Source organism: Roseovarius sp. MBR-154, from assembly GCF_053628595.1.
This window is the reverse complement of sequence record NZ_JBRJGR010000004.1, coordinates 48,542-66,894: the sequence shown is the minus strand read 5'-3', so window position 1 is coordinate 66,894 and position 18,353 is coordinate 48,542. Positions and strand designations below refer to the sequence as shown.

General features: G+C 60.8%; 22 protein-coding genes. 13 read left to right on the top strand and 9 right to left on the bottom strand.

Annotated features, from left to right (window positions below):
• Window positions 1-234 precede the first annotated feature (234 nt).
• The 7 genes from ACSSV4_RS06875 to ACSSV4_RS06845 all read right to left on the bottom strand — a co-directional run bounded on the left by ACSSV4_RS06875 (window position 235) and on the right by ACSSV4_RS06845 (window position 4,795).
• Window positions 235-537 (bottom strand): hypothetical protein, encoded by a 303-nt coding sequence (locus ACSSV4_RS06875; RefSeq protein WP_454274303.1) that lies wholly within the window; start codon window positions 535-537, stop codon window positions 235-237.
• Window positions 538-600: 63 nt separating this feature from the next.
• On the bottom strand, window positions 601-951 hold the full coding sequence (locus tag ACSSV4_RS06870) for a MerR family transcriptional regulator (RefSeq protein WP_454274302.1): 351 nt from the start codon (window positions 949-951) through the stop codon (window positions 601-603).
• Window positions 948-1,895, bottom strand: a complete 948-nt coding sequence (locus tag ACSSV4_RS06865; protein WP_454274300.1) for a DnaJ C-terminal domain-containing protein — start codon at window positions 1,893-1,895, stop codon at window positions 948-950. The genes ACSSV4_RS06870 and ACSSV4_RS06865 overlap by 4 nt, the downstream gene beginning before the upstream one ends.
• A 130-nt stretch (window positions 1,896-2,025) precedes the next feature.
• On the bottom strand, window positions 2,026-3,405 hold the full coding sequence (locus ACSSV4_RS06860) for a Do family serine endopeptidase (protein WP_454274299.1): 1,380 nt from the start codon (window positions 3,403-3,405) through the stop codon (window positions 2,026-2,028).
• 63 nt (window positions 3,406-3,468) lie between these two features.
• Window positions 3,469-3,960 (bottom strand): Hsp20/alpha crystallin family protein, encoded by a 492-nt coding sequence (locus tag ACSSV4_RS06855; protein ID WP_454274298.1) that lies wholly within the window; start codon window positions 3,958-3,960, stop codon window positions 3,469-3,471.
• Window positions 3,961-3,997: 37 nt separating this feature from the next.
• Window positions 3,998-4,393: an Hsp20/alpha crystallin family protein gene (locus ACSSV4_RS06850; RefSeq protein ID WP_454274296.1), complete on the bottom strand. Its 396-nt coding sequence runs from the start codon at window positions 4,391-4,393 to the stop codon at window positions 3,998-4,000.
• Window positions 4,394-4,420: 27 nt separating this feature from the next.
• Entirely contained in the window at window positions 4,421-4,795 is a 375-nt protein-coding gene (locus ACSSV4_RS06845; RefSeq protein WP_454274294.1) for an Hsp20/alpha crystallin family protein, read from the bottom strand.
• 331 nt (window positions 4,796-5,126) lie between these two features.
• Here ACSSV4_RS06845 and ACSSV4_RS06840 point away from each other — a divergent pair, with 331 nt between their 5' ends.
• A complete protein-coding gene (locus ACSSV4_RS06840) occupies window positions 5,127-5,318 on the top strand; it encodes a hypothetical protein (RefSeq protein WP_454274292.1) in 192 nt (63 codons plus the stop codon).
• 71 nt (window positions 5,319-5,389) lie between these two features.
• Here the strand turns inward: ACSSV4_RS06840 and ACSSV4_RS06835 are convergent, their stop codons facing one another.
• Both ACSSV4_RS06835 and ACSSV4_RS06830 read right to left on the bottom strand, forming a co-directional pair.
• A complete protein-coding gene (locus ACSSV4_RS06835) occupies window positions 5,390-5,713 on the bottom strand; it encodes a hypothetical protein (RefSeq protein ID WP_454274290.1) in 324 nt (107 codons plus the stop codon).
• A 12-nt stretch (window positions 5,714-5,725) separates the two neighbouring features.
• Window positions 5,726-6,163: an ETC complex I subunit gene (locus ACSSV4_RS06830; protein ID WP_454274289.1), complete on the bottom strand. Its 438-nt coding sequence runs from the start codon at window positions 6,161-6,163 to the stop codon at window positions 5,726-5,728.
• A gap of 99 nt (window positions 6,164-6,262) precedes the next feature.
• Here ACSSV4_RS06830 and ACSSV4_RS06825 point away from each other — a divergent pair, with 99 nt between their 5' ends.
• The 12 genes from ACSSV4_RS06825 to ACSSV4_RS06770 all read left to right on the top strand — a co-directional run bounded on the left by ACSSV4_RS06825 (window position 6,263) and on the right by ACSSV4_RS06770 (window position 18,343).
• Window positions 6,263-7,003: a hypothetical protein gene (locus tag ACSSV4_RS06825; RefSeq protein ID WP_454274287.1), complete on the top strand. Its 741-nt coding sequence runs from the start codon at window positions 6,263-6,265 to the stop codon at window positions 7,001-7,003.
• Window positions 7,004-7,006: 3 nt separating this feature from the next.
• Window positions 7,007-7,612, top strand: coding sequence for an MFS transporter (locus ACSSV4_RS06820; protein ID WP_454274285.1), 606 nt, complete (start codon window positions 7,007-7,009; stop codon window positions 7,610-7,612).
• 77 nt (window positions 7,613-7,689) lie between these two features.
• Window positions 7,690-7,935: a hypothetical protein gene (locus ACSSV4_RS06815; protein ID WP_454274284.1), complete on the top strand. Its 246-nt coding sequence runs from the start codon at window positions 7,690-7,692 to the stop codon at window positions 7,933-7,935.
• 44 nt (window positions 7,936-7,979) lie between these two features.
• The gene (locus tag ACSSV4_RS06810) at window positions 7,980-8,153 is read left to right on the top strand and encodes a hypothetical protein (RefSeq protein ID WP_454274282.1); all 174 of its coding nucleotides are present in this window, start codon (window positions 7,980-7,982) and stop codon (window positions 8,151-8,153) included.
• Between the two features lie 302 nt (window positions 8,154-8,455).
• Window positions 8,456-9,334, top strand: coding sequence for a zinc metalloprotease HtpX (gene htpX / locus ACSSV4_RS06805; RefSeq protein WP_454274522.1), 879 nt, complete (start codon window positions 8,456-8,458; stop codon window positions 9,332-9,334).
• 69 nt (window positions 9,335-9,403) lie between these two features.
• Complete coding sequence (htpG, locus tag ACSSV4_RS06800) at window positions 9,404-11,254, top strand: molecular chaperone HtpG (RefSeq protein WP_454274281.1); 1,851 nt, start codon at window positions 9,404-9,406, stop codon at window positions 11,252-11,254.
• A gap of 17 nt (window positions 11,255-11,271) precedes the next feature.
• Window positions 11,272-12,306, top strand: coding sequence for a S1C family serine protease (locus ACSSV4_RS06795; protein ID WP_454274279.1), 1,035 nt, complete (start codon window positions 11,272-11,274; stop codon window positions 12,304-12,306).
• 268 nt (window positions 12,307-12,574) lie between these two features.
• Entirely contained in the window at window positions 12,575-12,886 is a 312-nt protein-coding gene (locus ACSSV4_RS06790) for a co-chaperone GroES (protein WP_454274278.1), read from the top strand.
• A gap of 30 nt (window positions 12,887-12,916) precedes the next feature.
• Window positions 12,917-14,548, top strand: a complete 1,632-nt coding sequence (groL, locus tag ACSSV4_RS06785; protein ID WP_454274276.1) for a chaperonin GroEL — start codon at window positions 12,917-12,919, stop codon at window positions 14,546-14,548.
• A gap of 191 nt (window positions 14,549-14,739) precedes the next feature.
• Entirely contained in the window at window positions 14,740-15,687 is a 948-nt protein-coding gene (locus ACSSV4_RS06780) for an ABC transporter ATP-binding protein (RefSeq protein WP_454274274.1), read from the top strand.
• 17 nt (window positions 15,688-15,704) lie between these two features.
• Complete coding sequence (locus ACSSV4_RS06775) at window positions 15,705-16,451, top strand: ABC transporter permease (protein WP_454274273.1); 747 nt, start codon at window positions 15,705-15,707, stop codon at window positions 16,449-16,451.
• 2 nt (window positions 16,452-16,453) lie between these two features.
• Window positions 16,454-18,343 carry a GldG family protein gene (locus ACSSV4_RS06770; protein WP_454274271.1) on the top strand — a complete coding sequence of 630 codons (1,890 nt, stop codon included), beginning with the start codon at window positions 16,454-16,456 and terminating at the stop codon, window positions 18,341-18,343.
• The last annotated feature ends 10 nt before the right edge of the window (window positions 18,344-18,353 follow it).

The window sequence follows — 18,353 nt, the reverse complement described above, 5'->3', positions numbered from 1 at the left end:
ATTGCGTCACTCCAGCCTTATCATATGCAAACGTGGGGATTTGGTCAGCCCGTGCACACAAGCAGCACATGCGAACTGCCCAAACGCCTCATCTCACTACGGCTTCGGTCCGATCCTCCAGCGGTCAAGTGCTGACGACAGTAGCGAGAGTTTACGGAAATGTCTGGGATGCGCCTTTGAACATAGAACTATGGCCTGCGAAAACTGTGAACTCTCTATGACGAACATTCGCTCTCAAATTCGGACGGTCAGAAGGCGAATTTCCCTTCGCATTGCTTGTCTTCTTTCGAGGCGCGCCTTCGCGGCTTTGTATTTCGCATGACAAGACTGCAATCGGAGCAACGCCCGGTCGCGCGCCTCGCGCTGACGTCGAACGTACGACCCAGGCGCACCAAGCGTGCCGGGATGCGGCGCGGTACCGACCGGGAAGTAGCCATGCGCCTCGTCCAATGCGATCCTCAGGTTTCGTTCCGCTTCGAGGTACCGGAAGTACGCGACCGCCAAGAGGCGGAAGTGAGCAGCGATGTCTTGGTGCATCTTTTTGTCCTCCTGTCCTGATACCAGTAATTGTTTGGAACGCGCTGGCATTGACGAATGTCATCAGTCCTTTTCGGGTGCATCACCTTTCAGTTGCGCGCGAAAACGTGACGCCACGGCATGCCTCACCTCTCGCGGCTGATCGTCGAGGGCCGCGAGCAACATGCGCATATCACGCCGGGTTTGATGCAATCGGTCGATGAGGGACAAAACCATGTGAACCGCGTCGGACGTGAGCGCCATCTCCTGCCGCAAGTCACAAACGAGCCGCAGGCGTGCGACATCGATGTCATCGAACAGTGGGCCGCTTTCACTCATCGCGGGCCGCACCCAGCCCTCACGCACCCAAACCCGCAAGTCACGACGGGTAAGCCTGCGGATCTCCGACAGGACCTTCTCTTCGGTATAGATCATGTCGACCTCCCTAACTCGGTTCGCGGGTCGAACCCGGCCGTCTCGCGCCAGCGCTTCGCCAGGTCTTCCATGTCCTTGTCGATCTTCTTCGGCAGCACGATCTTCAGCCGCACGATCTGATCGCCCGCCTTCCCCTTGACCGGTTTGATGCCCTTGCCACCGAGGCGCAGGCGCTGACCGGAAGACGCCCCTTTCGGGATGGTGAGCGAGACGGGCCCCCATACCGTGGCCACATCGACAGATCCGCCGAGCACCGCCTCGTCGAACGTGATCGGTAGCTCCAACTCGATGTCGTCGCCCGTACGGCCAAACACAGGATGCGGTCTGACCGAAACAGTGACCAGCGCGTCGCCTGGCGCGCCCTCACCGTATCCCGGCGCACCCTTGCCGCGCAGCCGAAGCGTCTGGCCATCCTTCAGGCCCGGCGGGATGCTGATTTCGATGGTGTTGCCATCGGGCATGGTCACGCGACGCTTTGTACCGCGCACGGCATCGAGGAAATCGACATCAAGATGGTAGCGCAAGTCCTGACCGCGCGCGTGGACCTCTCTGTGGAACCCACTCTGGCGTGGACCGCCGGCACGGCCACCGAAAAACTGTGAAAAGATGTCGCCCAAATCACCGTCGCCGACACCGCCGCCGAAGCCAGGGCCGGGGTCGTAACGGCGGCCAGCATCCTGTCCGGCATAATGATGGTAGTACTGACGTTCAGCGCGTTCCTGGCCGCTGGCATCAATCTCGCCTGCATCGAAGCGACGGCGCTTCTCGGGATCGCTCAGCAGATCGTAAGCCGCCGAGACGGCCTTGAAGCGCTCCTGCTTCGCGGCGTCATCGGGGTGCAGGTCGGGATGCAACTCCTTCGCCAGCTTACGATACGCCTTCTTGATCTCTGCCTGGGGTGCGCTCTTTGGAACGCCTAGGACTTTGTACGGGTCGATACTCATTTTGTTTCGCTTTCAATCCCCTTGCCATGCCGCAAAACAGGCGAGGCCGGTGATTGCCAAAGGGCCTCTGGCATCGCCCGAGAGCCAAGGCCAGGCACTCGGGCGCGCCAAGGATATCGAGATCGACGGGTCATGATCTGAGCACAATCAACAGGGTCCGACCATCACGCCAAACGGTCAGCGCCACCGCGTTCGGCGCGTCCTCGAGTGCGCGGTCGATGTCGCGGATCGACCCTACCCTCTGCCGGTTGACCGCCGTGATGACGTCCCCCGCCTCCAGACCGGCCTGCGCGGCACGGCTGCCTGGCGCGATCTCCGAAACGACAACGCCCTCTGCGGCGCCCCAAGCCGGATGGTTCCGATCGAGCGGGGAAAGGCGAACACCCGCCAACGCATCAGATTCGCCACGATCGCGCTCCGCCAAGCGGGGGCCTCCGCCATCTGCGAGTGCGACCTGCGTCACCAGGCGCTCGCCATCTCGAACATAGGCGATTTCGACCTCATCGCCCGGCCTGCGCAGGCCGATCCTCTGACGCAAGTCGGCGGATCCGTCGACACCCTCGCCGTCAACCGCGACAATGACGTCTCCGGCGGCAAGACCCGCGTCGTCCGCAGGGGTGCCCGGCTCGACCGAGCTTACGATGGCGCCTGTCTCGGCGTCTACACCAAGCGCTTCAGACAGGTCCGGCGTCAGGTCCTGGATCATCACGCCAAGCCGGCCCCGCTGGACTTCGCCGAACTCGACCAGCTGATCCATGACGGACAAAGCCATGTTGATGGGCACCGCAAAGCCGATCCCGACATTGCCGCCGCCATTGGGCGCAATGATCGCCGTGTTGATACCGACGAGATTGCCATCAAGAGTGATCAGCGCGCCGCCTGAATTGCCTGGGTTGATCGACGCATCGGTCTGGATGAAGTCTTCATAACCTTCGGGATTGATCCCCGACCGTCCAAGCGCCGAGACGATGCCGCTTGTCACGGTCTGGCCAAGGCCAAATGGATTGCCGATGGCAACAACGAAATCCCCCACGAACAGGGTTTCGGAATCTCCGATGGGAACCTCTGTCAGGTTATTCGCGTCGATCCTGAGCACGGCGATATCCGTGGCCGGATCGCGCCCGATCAACTCGGCCTCGTAGGTCCGGTTGTCGCGCAGTGTGACGCGGATCTCATCTCCGTTTTCTATGACGTGGTTATTCGTCAGGATGTATCCCTCACCGGCATCGACGATCACGCCGGACCCAGCGCTCATCTGCCGCTGCGGTGGCAGTTGCTCAAGCGGCGGCAAGAAAGGCTGGAAGAACGGATCGCGGAAAAGCGGCGTCATCTGGGCGGGTCGCTCAGAGACGACCGCGATGTTGACGACAGCGTCGTCCACGGCGTCGATCAGCGGCGCGATGGTCGGGATGCCGCGTTCATCAGGTTCAACCGCTGCGATTTGGGCAACCGCCGGCCCCGCGACAAGACCAATCGAAAGGATGAATAGAAAAGCCAGACGGCTCAGCATGGTTCATCTCCTTTGCAAAGGCGCGCCGCCGGGACTGCGCACCGGCGGCGCATCAGGACGGGATCACGCGGCCTGCACTTCGATGCGTTTTACCTTGGCCTGTGCTTCCGGGGTTTGCGGCAGCTTGATGGTCAGCACGCCGTTCCTGAAGCTGGCCTCGGCCTTTTCGCCATCGACACCCGGAGGCAACGGGATCGTGCGGTAGATCGCGCCATAGCTGCGCTCGGAGAGGTAGTACCCCTTCTTCTCTTCCTGCCGCTCGACCTTTTTTTCGCCCTTTACGGTCAGCATGTCGTCGGTGACAGACACCTCGATGTCCGACATGTCCATGCCGGGCAGCTCGATCGAGACCTCGACATGGTCCTTGGTCTCGACGACGTCGGACTTGGCATCTCCACCGCCCCAGGGCCAGTCGAGGTCGCCGGCGCGGGTCCAGAAGCTTTCAAAGACCCGGTTCATTTCGCGCTGCAAACTGGCGATGGGGTTCTGATCATCGGCCTTCGGCTCGGGCGCATGGTCCTTGCGTGCCCAGGGGATCAAATCCTTGATCTGCATGTTATTCCTCCTTCATATCTGCGCGTAGAGCCCCGGATCAGGACCCTGTCACGGCGATCTTCTTGGGCTGGGCCTCGGCGGCCCTAGGCAGCGTTACGGTCAGCACGCCATGCGAGACCGACGCGCCGATCTTGTCCGGGTCGAAATCGTCGGACAGGGTGAAGGCGCGTTCGTAATCGCCTTCTCCGTATTCGGCGTATGCCAGTTGCAGCTTTTCGGGATGCGTGCCCTGGATCTTGCCGCGGACTGTCAGCACGCGCTTTTCAAGCGTGACGTCGACGTCTTCGGCAGAAACGCCAGGCATCTCGAGCATCAGCGTGACACCCTCATCCGTTTCCACGATATCGGTGAGCGGTTGATAGATGCGACCGCCCGCCATGGTCTCGGGGGCCTGGGCCGGGGTTTTCTCAACCGTCTCAGGCGTGTGTGTCATTTGGTCCGTCATTTGCGTCTTCTCCTCTCAAGCGGCTTTGATCTCGATCTTCCGTGGCTTGTCCTCGTCCGGACGACCCACGACGATGCGCAGGACGCCCGCCGTCATCCGTGCTTCGACCTTGTCGTCGGACGCGGCAAAGGGCAGTCGGATCGCGCGGGTGAATTTTCCGAAACGGCGTTCATTTCGATGCCAGCGCGCGGTGTCCGGCACGTCCGGTGCCTTGCGCTCGCCCGAGATCGTCAGAACGTTGTCCTTGACCGAAATATCGATGTCGGACGGGTCGATACCGGGGAGTTCCGCCGTGACGGCAACAGCATCATCGCCTTGCCAGACATTCACCGCCGGAAAGACGGATTGATCGGAGTTCGTCGGGATAAACCGGTTCACGTCGCGCAGCATGGAACGCATCATTCCAAAGGGGTCGCTGCGGCGCGTATAGGTGGGGTAGTACATATCTTGCCTCCTCATTTTGCCAATCCATCCATGCGACAAAGGCCGCATGCTATTGAGGCGCCCGAGGAGGTCGGACATGTCTAAAGGTTCGCCGATCAAGCGGCGTTCGATGTCATTCGCGTTTGCCGATCCTCTCCCGAATTGGCGAGTGGCCGGTGGTCCGCTATCAGAGCCGAACCTTTATGCGTATCCTTGAAACCCCATCTGGGCGTCTCAACGCTGATAAGGTGAGAGCGAGCCCCGTTTTCAAGAATGTCTTTGTACATTTTTTGTCGACATGGGACGCATCCAAGCCAACGCATACGGAGTAATCGACGCGGTCTCCGATGAAGCGCTCGTGCCTTTGCAAGCAAAACGCGACCGGATCTCGGAAACCTCCCGCGTGCTGCTCGAACGGGAGACGCTGGGTGACACCGACCTCGCCTCTATCGCCAAACGAGTAGAAAGGCCGCGGGGTCTGGCGGCGTGAGGCCGCGAGACGGACGTGCGTGTTCGGCAACCCCGTCTCGGCCTCACAAACACACGCGCGGAGTCCCACACCTATGCCGCCAGATCATCACTGTCCGATGCGTCGGACAAAAGCTGCATTAGATTTGCTTCGCCCAGAAGCTCCGTTTCGGACGGTGCGTCCACCTCCCCCGTCCGGCGTCGTCTTTCGATCACTCTCTGCCACGTCTCTCGCCGCAGTTGCGCATCGCGTGCGACCTCGTTGAGCGCCACTGCGCAGCGCGTACCACTAGGCGGTGCCTGCCATTTGACAACGTTGTTTCCCATCTCCCGCGCATGCTCGGCGGCCGCAAGGATAAGGCCGAAGCGGTCGGCGTCTCGCGCGACCGCATCGGCGATGTCTACCGGATGTCTCATCGCGTCCTTCCCTCAGATGCGCCGATCCGGGCGGAAATTGTCCACATAGCTCTTGATCACCGGTTTGCGGCGGTTCTCTGGCAGCACGATTGCACGCCAGCCCTGGCGTTCGGCAAAATCGAGTGCGGCCTCTTTGGTCGTAAAGGTCAGTGACACCTGGCGCGCCGGATCGTCCCCGGCTGTCCAGCCCATCAGAGGCTCCAGCCAATGCGGCCGCGTGGCTTGCAGGTCAAGTCGCCAAGTCTTGCTACGCGGTCCGGACGTCATTGCGGACCGCGCGGGCCGATGGATCAACGCCAGGGGCACCGTGTGCGGTACGGTGTTCTTGCCAGCATCTTTCCTTCGTTGGTCCCGTTTCGGGAACGCGATGACCTCTGCCCGCGCGTTATGTGCGATGTTCTTTTGTGCCCGAACGTCAAGGTCGGGACGCAGTTTTGCGGATTGTGCCATCCATGTCCTCCATCATGTGTTCAGTGCAATTGGCCCGGTCGGAAACATCCCGGCTCGAGCGGTGGCGAGTTGGGGAGGCGCGGCGGGCATTTCAATCTCTTGACCAGTGAAGAACCATTTCCCATCTCGCCCGCGAAAATGGCAAAGCGACCAACTGCGAAACTTATGAGATGCAAAGAAAAAACTACGACATCGGTGATTGTCGCCATCGCGCCAGTCCTTGCCTCGGTTGCGCTTCTGACCTTGGGGCACGGACTGCAAGGCACCTTGCTTGGCATCCGTGGTGGTCGAGAAGGCATGTCGGCAGGAGACATCGGCCTCGTTATGTCGGCCTACTTCGCGGGCTTCGCCGCAGGATCGGTCTGGAGCCCCGGCGTGATCATGGGCGTCGGCCATATCCGCGCGTTTGCCGCCTTTGCGTCGACAACCTCAGCCATTGCGTTGGTTTACGCGCTCAATGTCAGTGTGTCCGGATGGCTGGTTCTCAGATTTCTGAATGGCTTCTGCTATGCGGCGATGATCGTGGTTGTCGAAAGCTGGCTGAATGCGTCAACGCCGAGCCGGTCGCGCGGACGCGTCCTTGCAACCTATGGCGCGTTGATGATGGGGGCCTGGGCCGCGAGCCAGCCGATGATCGGCCTCGCCGATCCTGAAGGCTTCGTGCTCTTCGCGGTCATCTCAATTCTGGTGTCTCTGTCTCTCGTCCCATTGACGTTATCTCGGGGTGCAGTCTCTCCAGACATTCAGGCCAGCCGAAGTTCAATATCGAGGCTTTTTGCGATCTCACCCATTGCGTTGGTCGGCGGCTTTCTGATCGGTGTCTGGACCAGTGCGTTTTAGGGGTTGGGGCCAACCTACGGGCAGTTGTCCGGGCTTTCCGATACCGAGGTCGCGGTCTTCATGTCCGTTGTCATGATCGGCGCGCTGGTCGCACAATGGCCGGTCGGCTGGCTATCGGATGTGATCGACCGCCGCGTGGTGATCGGGCTCGTGACCCTCTTGGCAGGTTGCTGCGCTGTTACACTCACAACAATCAGTACAGAAGACTGGGAAGTCTTTCTGTTGACCTCCGCACTCTATGGCGCCGCCAGCATCTCGATTTACTCCGTTTGCCTCGCCCATATCAACGACCGGATCGAGGCTGATGAAGTTGTCGCAGCAGCCAGCGCTCTGTTGCTCTTCTACGCGATCGGGTCGGCGCTTGGTCCGATTTCGAGCGGTATCCTCATCGAAGCATTCGGCCCCGCGACCTTTTTTGCGGCGGCGGCTGCACTTCAATTCGGTTTCGCCGCCTATGTCATTTGGCGCCTGTTGACCGACAGCCGCCAGCCAGAAGGCGACAAGCAGGGCTTCGTTGCAATGCCCGCGAATGCCACAAGTCACATGGCGACAGATCTGCATAAGCACGGGACCGCCGACGACAGAAAATTTGCCGATCAGACCTCTTGAAATCGTTTTTGGCCCAACAAATCTGTGCGGCGCGCGGGAGGATGGGCCTCCCAAAACGTAAAACAGGAGATGCGCAAATGCGTCGTTTAGCAGTTGGTGCAACCGTTGCCGCTCTGTTGGCGGCACCCGCTTTCGCTCTTTCGGTATCCGATGTCGACACCGATGGCGACAGCCTCATCTCTTTCGCCGAAATGGCGGAGCTTTACCCCGATCTGACCGAAAAGACCTTTGCAAAGGTCGACACCGGTGACGATGAGTATGTCGACGAAGACGAACTGACAGCCGCACTCAAGGCTGGTCTGATCGAAGAACCTGCTGAGTAACCAACTTTGTACAAACGTCAATCTTGATCAAGAGGACACTGCACATGGCTATGACCGAAAAACTTCCAAAGCAGATCAACTGGAAGATCTGGGGCGCTGTTGCCGTCGCCGCGATCATCGCGCTTGGTGGCGCCGGGTACTATTTCGACTGGTTCGGGACCGGTGCGACCGAAGCCGTGGCTCCAGCCGCTGAAGAGGTAGCCCCGGCTAGCGAATAATCGCCATTCCGCCGATGTCGAGAGCCCGGCGGATGAAACCGTCGGGCTCTTTTGTTTGGTCTCGGATATATCCGTAATGCTCAAACCGATTTCTTTTGAATTCTTTTGGACTCATTGCCCTTTGCGTGCCACTCATTAATGCACGCTGACTAATCGTGCCATTTATTTCATGGGTTCGACCTCATGTCACCGACGCTCCACTGAAATTGGAAGCAATTGACGACCCCATTCCGGTTTGGACATTTATTGTCTCTGATTTCGGCCAAGCCTATATGCGGGGCGTAAATACTCGGAGGAAACGGATGGTTCGCACCTTCATGCTTATGGCAGCCATGACCGCCTTTGTGGGGGTGGCTGGGCTTTTGCTGGGCGGTGAGGCGGGGTTCGTCATCGCACTGGCCGTCGCGGCGGGCATGAACTTTTTTGCTTACTGGAACTCTGACAAGGCCGTGCTGCGGATGCATGGCGCACGGCCTGTGGATCAAAGATCGGCACCAGAACTGTGGGAGATGACGGCAAGCATGGCGCGACGGGCGGGGATGCCAATTCCCGCCCTCTACATCATCGAGACCGAGCAACCCAACGCTTTTGCCACCGGGCGAAACCCCGAAAACGCGGCCGTTGCCGTCACACGCGGACTGCTCCGCAATATGAGCCGAGAGGAGGTCGCGGGCGTCGTGGCCCATGAGCTGGCGCATATCAAGAACCGCGACACGCTGACCATGACGATCACGGCCACGCTGGCGGGCGCCGTGTCGCTGCTCGCCAATTTCGCCATTTTCTTCGGCGGCGGGCGGGACCGCCCGCTCGGGATGATCGGCACAATCGCCATGATGATCCTGGCACCCCTCGCGGCGGCGATGGTGCAAATGGCGATCAGCCGGGTGCGCGAGTACGAGGCTGATGCCGAAGGTGCAGCGATCTGCGGGAACCCTGAGTGGCTGGCCTCGGCACTCAACAAACTGGGGGTCCTTTCGGGCCGGATCGACAACATCGCCGCCGAAAGAAACCCGGCCACCGCGCATATGTTCATCGTGAACCCGCTGCATATGCAGGCTGTGGACAGCCTGTTTGCCACACATCCACCCATAGAAAAGCGCATAGCGGAACTGCGGAAACTCAGCGGTGCATCCATGCGTCGTGCACCGCGCGCACAAGCAGGCGCGGGTCCGTGGGGGTGAACGACGCCTATTGAAGGCCCCGCGCGCGATCCATAAATCAGCGCCGCGTTTGAAACTGGAGGAGAAAACATGACCGAAGTTCTTGAGAAAGAGACCTTTTCTTTCCAGACCGAGGTGGGGCAGCTTCTGGAGATTGTCGCAGGCTCGCTTTACTCCAACCGCGAGGTGTTCCTGCGCGAGCTTGTCTCGAACGCGTCGGACGCCTGCGACAAGCTTCGCTACGCGGCGCTGACGGATGCAAGCCTCGCCCCCGCCGACGGGTTCGCGATCACTCTCGCTGCCGATAACAAAACCCTTTCGATTTCAGACAACGGCATCGGCATGAACCATGCCGACCTACTCGACACGCTCGGCACGATCGCCAAGTCCGGGACCGGCGCGTTCATCGAAGCGTTGAAGGCCGACGAAAAGGATGCCCCCGGCCTTATCGGTCAGTTTGGCGTGGGCTTCTATTCGGCGTTCATGGTGGCTTCACAGGTTGACGTGCTGACCCGCAAGGCCGGTGAAAACGAGGCCTGGCTCTGGTCCTCCGACGGCAAGGGTTCCTTCACCATTGAACCTGCGACCCGCGATGCCGCTGGCACCACCGTGACGCTTCACCTCAAGAAAGACGCCAAGGAGTTCGCGGACCCTGCGCGCATCCGCCAGATCATCAAGACCTATTCGGAACATATCAGCTTTCCGGTGAAGCTGGGCGACGAGACCCTCAACGCGGCCCAAGCGCTGTGGACGAAGGCGCCGAAGGACATCACCCAGGACCAATACACCGAGTTCTACAAGCACACGTCGCATGCCTTCGACACGCCCTGGCACACCATCCACAACAAGGTGGAAGGGTCGCTCAACCACACAAGCCTTCTGTTCGTGCCGTCGGTGCAGCCGTTCGACCTGTTCGATCCGGAACGCAAAAGCCATGTGAAGCTCTACGTGAACCGCGTGTTCATCTCAGAGACGACGAAGGACCTGATCCCGGCCTATCTGCGCTTCCTTCGGGGCGTGGTCGATAGCCAGGACCTGTCCCTGAATGTCTCGCGTGAAATGCTGCAGACCGACCCGAAGCTTGCCAAAATCAAGAGCCAGGTCACCAAAAAGGTCCTGAGTGAACTCAAGAAGAAGGCGACAAAGGCACCGGAAGACTATGCCACCTTCTGGGGCCATTTCGGCGCCGTCCTGAAAGAAGGCCTTGTCGAAGATGCCGCCTCACGCGACCGGATTTTGGAAGTCTGTCGGTTTGCCTCGACCGGCCCCGAGGCGCTCACCAGCCTGTCGGCTTATGTCGAACGCATGAAAGAGGGTCAGGACGCGATATTCTACATCGCGGGCGAAGACGCAGGCAAACTGACGCAATCCCCGCATCTCGAAGGCTTCAAGGCCAAGGGGGTCGAAGTCTTGCTGCTGTCGGACCACGTGGACGAGTTCTGGCTCCAGCACATCCACGAATTCGAGGGCAAACCGTTCAAATCCATCACGCGAGGTGCTGCGGATCTGGATGCGATCGAGGCCGACGCCGACGAAGCCGACAAGGACGACGACGGCGCGGCTGACCTGTCCAAACTCATCGCGGCGATCAAGGCAGAGCTTGGTGAGGCCGTCAAAGACGTCCGCCCGTCCAAGCGTCTGACTGACAGCCCCGTTTGCCTGATTGCGGATGAAGGCGACATCGACGTGAACCTCGAGAGGTTGCTGAGGCGCCACGGGCAATTGCGGGACGGCTTGCCAAGAGTCTTGGAACTGAACCCAAATCACGCGCTCATCTCGAAGCTCGCGGAACGCGCCGAGAGCGACGCGGATGACCTGCTCAAAGACGCCGCACACCTTCTGCTCGATCAGGCCCGGATCGTCGAAGGCGAAACCCCGGCCGATCCCGCCGGCTTCGCACGCCGTTTGGGGTCCATCATGTCCCGCGCCTTCGGGGCCTGACCGAAGGGCGCCCGCCGATGCTGAAGCTGTTTTGCGCAATGGCCTTAACGCTGGTGTTGGCAGCATCGGCAGTCGCCCAGGACCTCACGGCGCCAGAGGAGCGGTTGATCTCGCTTTTCGAGGCGTCGCGGTCTTCGGTCGTGTCGATCACGACGGGGCAAAGGCGTGTTGATCCGTGGATGCGCCGGGCCGAAATCGTGCCGAGCGGGTCGGGGTCCGGCTTCTTTTGGGGGGAAGACGGCCATATCGTGACGAACGCGCATGTCATCCGAGGGGCCGCGCGGGCGGACATTCACATGTCGGACGGGCGCGTCTTGCCTGCACGACTTGTCGGAACTGCACCGCAATTCGATCTCGCCGTGCTTCGGGTCGATCTCGATGGCACACCTGTGGAGCCTTTGGAAAACGGCAACAGTGCCGATCTGCGCGTCGGTCAAAGCGTGTTGGCGATCGGCAACCCCTTCGGCCTCGACTGGACGCTGACGACTGGAATCGTCTCTGCACTCGATCGCGAGATCCCGATCGGGAACGGTGTGATCGAAGGTCTGATCCAGACCGATGCGGCGATCAATCCCGGTAATTCCGGTGGGCCGCTTCTCGACAGTTCAGGCCGGTTGATCGGCGTGAATACCGCGATCTTCAGCCCGTCCGGCGCATTCTCGGGGATCGGGTTCGCCGTGCCCGTGGATCTGGTGAAACGTGTTGTACCGCAACTGATCGCGACTGGAGTGTATCGCCCGCCGATCCTCGGTATCCGGTTTGACCCCCGCATCGACGCGTTGGCGCGTCGGAATGGCATCGAAGGGGCCGTCGTGTTGTCTGTCGATGCTGGTGGCCCCGCGGATGTGGCAGGACTGCGGCCAGCCGAACGCAGCCCGCATGGCGGCATCGTGGCGGGAGATGTCATTCAACGCGTGGATGGACAACGCATCGCATCAGGCACTGACCTTGGCGCGCTCCTAGACAACTACGAACCCGGCGACCGGGTCATACTGACCGTTTGGCGGGACGGTGAAACGCGTGAGGTGACCGCGCAGTTGGCCGCCCCGTAGGCGACCATTTGAGCCGGCAACTGCCGTTTATTCGACCTCATCCTTGCAGCTTGGCAGGTACGCACGCGGCACTGTGCACTGAGGCCGTTTGACGACGCGCTGACATGGCATGATTTCGCCAATTCTGTCCAAGACTATGATTTTAAACCCATAAAATTTTTTCCCGAACATCTTGAAATCGAAAATCCTCCCCACGATCTACGCGTCGTTGGCACTCTGTCGACGTGAGTGCCAAAAGCAGTGACACTCTAACGGAGGAGCCTTGTACATGACATTTACCCCTCTGCATGACCGCGTTCTGGTGCGCCGCGTTGACAGCGACGAAAAGACCGCCGGCGGGTTGATCATCCCCGATACTGCCAAGGAAAAACCCGGGCGCGGTGAAGTCATCGCGGTTGGCCCCGGCGCGCGTGACGAGCATGGCAAACACATCGAGATGGCGGTGAAAGCAGGCGACCACATCCTCTTCGGCAAGTGGTCGGGCACCGAGATTACCCTCGATGGTGAGGAGATGCTGATCATGAAAGAGAGCGACATCCTCGGCATCATCGAAGACACAAAAGTTGCGAAAGCCGCGTAATTCCACACAAGACACAGGAGAGAGACAAAGATGTCTGCAAAGGACGTCAAATTCGAGACCGCCGCCCGCTCCCGGATGCTGCGCGGCGTGAACACTTTGGCCGATGCGGTGAAAGTGACGCTTGGTCCCAAAGGCCGCAATGTCGTGATCGACAAGAGCTTTGGCGCGCCCCGCATCACGAAAGACGGCGTGACCGTCGCCAAAGAGATCGAACTGGAAGACAAGTTCGAGAACATGGGTGCGCAGATGGTCAAGGAAGTGGCCAGCCGCACCAACGATCAGGCCGGAGACGGCACCACGACGTCGACCGTTCTGGCGCAGGCCATCGTCAACGAGGGCATGAAAGCCGTGGCCGCGGGCATGAACCCGATGGACCTCAAGCGCGGCATCGATCTTGCAACGTCGAAGGTTGTCGAAGCCATCAAGGCGGCTGCCCGTGACGTCAAAGACAGCGACGAGGTTGCGCAGGTCGGCACCATCTCGGCCAATGGCGAAGCAGAGATCGGGCGCCAGATTGCCGACGCCATGCAGAAGGTCGGCAATGACGGTGTGATCACCGTCGAAGAAAACAAGGGCCTGGAGACCGAAACCGAAGTCGTCGAAGGTATGCAGTTCGACCGCGGCTATCTCAGCCCGTATTTCGTGACCAACGCCGACAAGATGACAGCAGAGCTTGAGGATCCGTTCATCCTGATCCACGAGAAGAAACTGTCTTCCCTCCAGCCGCTTGTGCCACTGCTTGAGTCCATCATTCAGGCAGGCAAGCCGCTTCTGGTCATTGCCGAGGACGTGGAAGGCGAAGCGTTGGCAACTTTAGTCGTCAACAAACTGCGCGGCGGTCTGAAGATCGCTGCTGTGAAGGCTCCTGGCTTCGGTGACCGTCGCAAAGCCATGCTGCAGGACATCGCGATCCTGACCGGCGGCCAGGTGATTTCCGAAGACCTCGGCATGAAGCTTGAGAATGTCACCATCGACATGCTCGGTACCGCGAAGAAAGTCGCGATCACCAAGGAAGAGACGACAGTCATCGACGGCGCTGGTGAGAAGTCGGAAATCAATGCCCGCGTCAGCCAAATCCGCACACAGATCGAAGAAACCACCTCCGACTATGACCGCGAGAAGCTGCAGGAACGCGTGGCCAAGCTGGCAGGCGGCGTTGCCGTGATCCGTGTTGGTGGTATGACCGAAGTCGAGGTGAAAGAGCGCAAGGACCGTGTCGACGACGCGCTTAACGCAACCCGCGCTGCTGTTCAGGAAGGCATTGTCGTCGGTGGTGGCGTCGCCTTGGTTCAAGGCGCAAAAGCACTCGATGGCCTGCAAGGCGCAAACCCCGACCAGAACGCAGGCATCGCGATCGTGCGCCGCGCGCTGGAAGCACCGTTGCGCCAGATTGCCGAGAACGCGGGTGTCGACGGGTCCGTGGTTGCTGGCAAGATCCGGGAGAGCGACGATGTCACCTTCGGCTTCAATGCACAGACCGAAGAGTACGGCGATCTGTTCTCCTTCGGCGTGATCGACCCGGCAAAGGTCGTGCGCACGGCACTCGAAGATGCGTCGTCCGTTGCCGGCCTTCTCATCACGACCGAAGCCATGGTGGCCGACAAACCGGCCAAGAAAGAGGCTGCCGCGCCTGCCATGTCCGGCATGGACGACTTCATGTAAGTCGATCCGGCGTCCTGCGGGACGCTGCATCAAAGCATCAGTGTCGCGGGCCCCTCGCCCGCGGCACCCTCAAGCGACCGTCCAGAAGAGGCGGCCCACGAATACAGGGAGCACCTCCAACGTTCGGTCTGATCTTAACCGCTGGCGCGGCCCATCGTCGGGCACGCTGGCCCGAACTGGAGGCATTCTCAATGACGACGCTTGTTGAAGCCCACGGGCTGAAAAAGCGCTTCGGGGACATGACCGCGGTCGACGATGTCTCTCTGTCCGTTGCACGGGGAGAAGTTGTCGGGTTTCTCGGTCCGAACGGAGCGGGAAAATCCACCACAATGAAGATGATTACCGGGTTTCTCGAACCCGACACTGGGACCGCTCAAATCGCCAGCCATGATGTCTGGCGCGACCCTGCGGCAGCAAAGGCGAAACTCGGCTATTTGCCCGAGGGCGCACCTGCCTACGGTGACATGCCTGTCGCGGACTTTCTGACCTTCTGCGGGAAGATGCGAGGGCTGCGCAAAGCTCAACTGAACAACCGGCTTGCCGAAATGGCCGAGCGTGTGCGCCTGACAGAAGTCTGGTCCCGCCCCATCGAGGCACTTTCAAAGGGCTATCGTCGCCGCGTCGGCATCGCGCAGGCGCTGATCCACGATCCGGATGTTTTGATCCTCGACGAGCCGACCGATGGTCTCGACCCGAACCAGAAACACGAAATGCGTAACCTCATCCGGGAGATCGCGCCCAATAAATCCATCATCGTCTCGACCCATATTCTTGAAGAGGTCGAGGCCGTGTGCTCCCGCGCGGTGATCATCGCAAGCGGCAAAGTCGTCGCCGACGCCACACCGCGCGATCTTGTCGGCTCCAAAGACGACGGACGCGCAATCCAGATCCGCATCGGCTCACCAGAAGAGGCGTCGGTCATCGAGAAGATCAAACCGCTCGCAGATGGGGCCGAACTTGAGGTGATGGAGCGCATGAACGGCTCCACGCGGGTCCTTCTGCGCTACAATGACAAGCCGGAAGACACGCGCGCCATTGAGACTCGTCTAAGGTCGGCGGACCTGCCTGTGGAGGAAGTTGGCATCTATCGCCCGCGCCTCGAAGACGTCTTCCGCGATGTGACCACCCGTATTCACTAAAACGAAGGACCGAAACCATGACTGCTTCGCTTTCTTCGGTGAGCGTCGTCTTTGGCCGTGAGTTCCGCGCCTATTTTGCGACGCCGCTTGCCGCGATTTTCCTTGTTGTGTTCCTGGCCCTTGCCGGGGCGATGACCTTCTTTGTCTCTGGCTTCTTTGCCCGAGGCAGCGCCGACATGGCAGCCTTCTTCACATGGATGCCGTGGCTCTTTCTGGTGCTACTCCCGGCCATCGGCATGCGCCTTTGGGCGGAAGAGCGCCGCTCTGGCACCATCGAGCTGTTGATGACCATGCCCGTTGCGCCCTGGACGATCGTGCTGGGCAAGTTCCTGGCAGGCTGGGCCTTTACCGGCGTCGCGCTGGCGCTGACCACCCCGCTGTGGATCACGGTCAATTGGCTGGGTAGTCCTGATAATGGCGTCATCGCAGCTGGATACCTGGGCACGTTCCTGATGGCTGGGGCCTTTCTGGCCGTTGCCGCCTGCATCTCAACGCTGACCAAGAACCAGGTGATTGCGTTCATCTCGGCCGCCATCGTGACCTTCCTTCTGGTCACGGCCGGGCTTGAGCTTGTGCTGGGCGCGATCCGCGGCTGGGCACCTTACTGGCTGACGGAAGCCGTCGCCGCGTTGTCGGTGCTCGAACACTTCCAGCGTATCACCCAAGGACTGATTGAGGCTCCGACGCTGATCTTCTTCGGCTCGCTCATCGTCCTTGCTCTCATGATCAACACGTTCCTCGTGGACCTGAAGAAGGCTCAATGACAATGGACCGTCTTGCAAAACTCACACATTGGATCGGCGGCCTATCGCGCCGCCAGATGATCGGGACCTCCATCGCGCTCTGCGCCGTGCTGTTCATCTCGGTCAATATCTTCGCCGCCCGCGCCCTCGATGGATGGCGCGCGGATGTCACGGAAACTCAAGTCTGGACGCTGTCCGAAGGGACGGAGACTTTGCTCTCCGATCTCGCTGAGCCCCTGCACCTGCGGCTCTATCTGTCTGACGGATTGACGGAGGCCGCACCGCAACTGGCCAGCTATGCCGACCGCGTGCGGGGCATGTTGCAGTCTTACGCCGATCAGGCCGATGGGCAGATCACGCTCGAAGTGATCGACCCAGAGCCCTTCTCGGATGCAGAAGACCGCGCCGTGGGCTTTGGCATCAACCGCATTGCGCTGGCGGGCGCCCCTGAGCCGATGTTCTTCGGGCTTGCCGCCACGAACTCCACCGACGGGCGCTCCACAATCCCAGTCTTCTCGCCGGATCGCGAGGCTTGGCTGGAATACGATCTGACCCGGCTCGTGGCCGAGTTGGGCCAGCCTGAGAAGCCCAAGGTCGCTCTGCTCGACGGTATTGGCCTCTCCGGCAATCCCATGATGGGCGGAGCGGAGCAGCAAAGCCTTGCAATGCTGCGCGAGCTTTATGACGTCGAGATCCTGTCAGGCGATGTGAACAGCTTCCCCGAAGGCACCGAAGTCGTCGCAGTCGTGCATCCGCAGGGTCTGACCGAGCCCACGCTCTATGCGCTCGATCAGTGGGTGATGGGCGGCGGTGCCCTGATGGCCTTCGTCGATCCCCATGCCGAGACGCAGATGGGCCCGCAAGGCATGCCCGCGCCGGATGCGGCGTCGGACTTTGCGGCACTCTTCGAGGGCTGGGGCGTGGATTTTGATGCCACTCTGGCTGTCGCCGATCCGACCTACGCGCTCACCACGAACCGGCGCGTTCAGGGGCGGGACGTGAATGTGGGCAACCCGGCCTGGCTGCGGCTCGATGCGAGCGCGCTCGACCAGGACAGCCCTGCCCTTGCCCGGCTCTCGGCCATGGTCATGACCACGGCGGGCAGCTTTGCGACCGGCGAAGATGGGCCGACCCTGACACCACTGGCCACCGTGTCCGACGCCGCTGTGCTGGCGAGCGCCACAGACGCCTCCAACCGCTTCGGCGATCCGCGTGATCTGCTGACCAGCGGCGAGGCCGTAGATGCAGCCCCCGTCGTGATCGCACGCCTCAGCGGTGCGGTGTCATCAGCCTTCCCCGATGGCAAACCCGAACGCTCTGATTGGGAGGCCGAGCATATCGCCAGCACCGAGGTCGCCAATGTGCTGCTCTCGGGCGATGCCGACATGCTGATGGACCGGAATTGGATCCAACAGCGGAGCATCTTCGGTGCGCAGATCCCGCAGGCCTTTGCCAATAACGGTGATTTCTTCCTGAACGCCGTTGAGCAAATGGCCGGTGGGGCCGCCCTGGCGGACCTGCGTGGCCGGGCCGTGGATTGGCGTCCGCTCACCCGCATCGAGGCGATGGAACGCGCCGCCGAGGCCGAGTACCGCGCCACCGAGCAAGCCCTGCTCGACCGCATTGCCGAGACCGAAGCCGCCCTGCGCGACCTCGCTCCGCAAGACAGTGACGGGAACGGCCTTTTCAGCGCCGAGATGGTGGCCGAGGCGGAGAACCTGCGTGCCGACCTGCTCGCCGCCCGCGCGGAGCTGCGTCAGGTGCAATACGACCTTCGCAGCGATGTGGAGGCGCTTCAGGCCAGTGTGACGACGCTGAATGTGGGCCTTGTCCCCTTCCTTGCCGCCGTCATTGCGCTTTTCTTCGCATTGCGCCGCCCCAAGCGGACCGTGCCGACCCGTGTTGCGGCATAAACAGACAGTC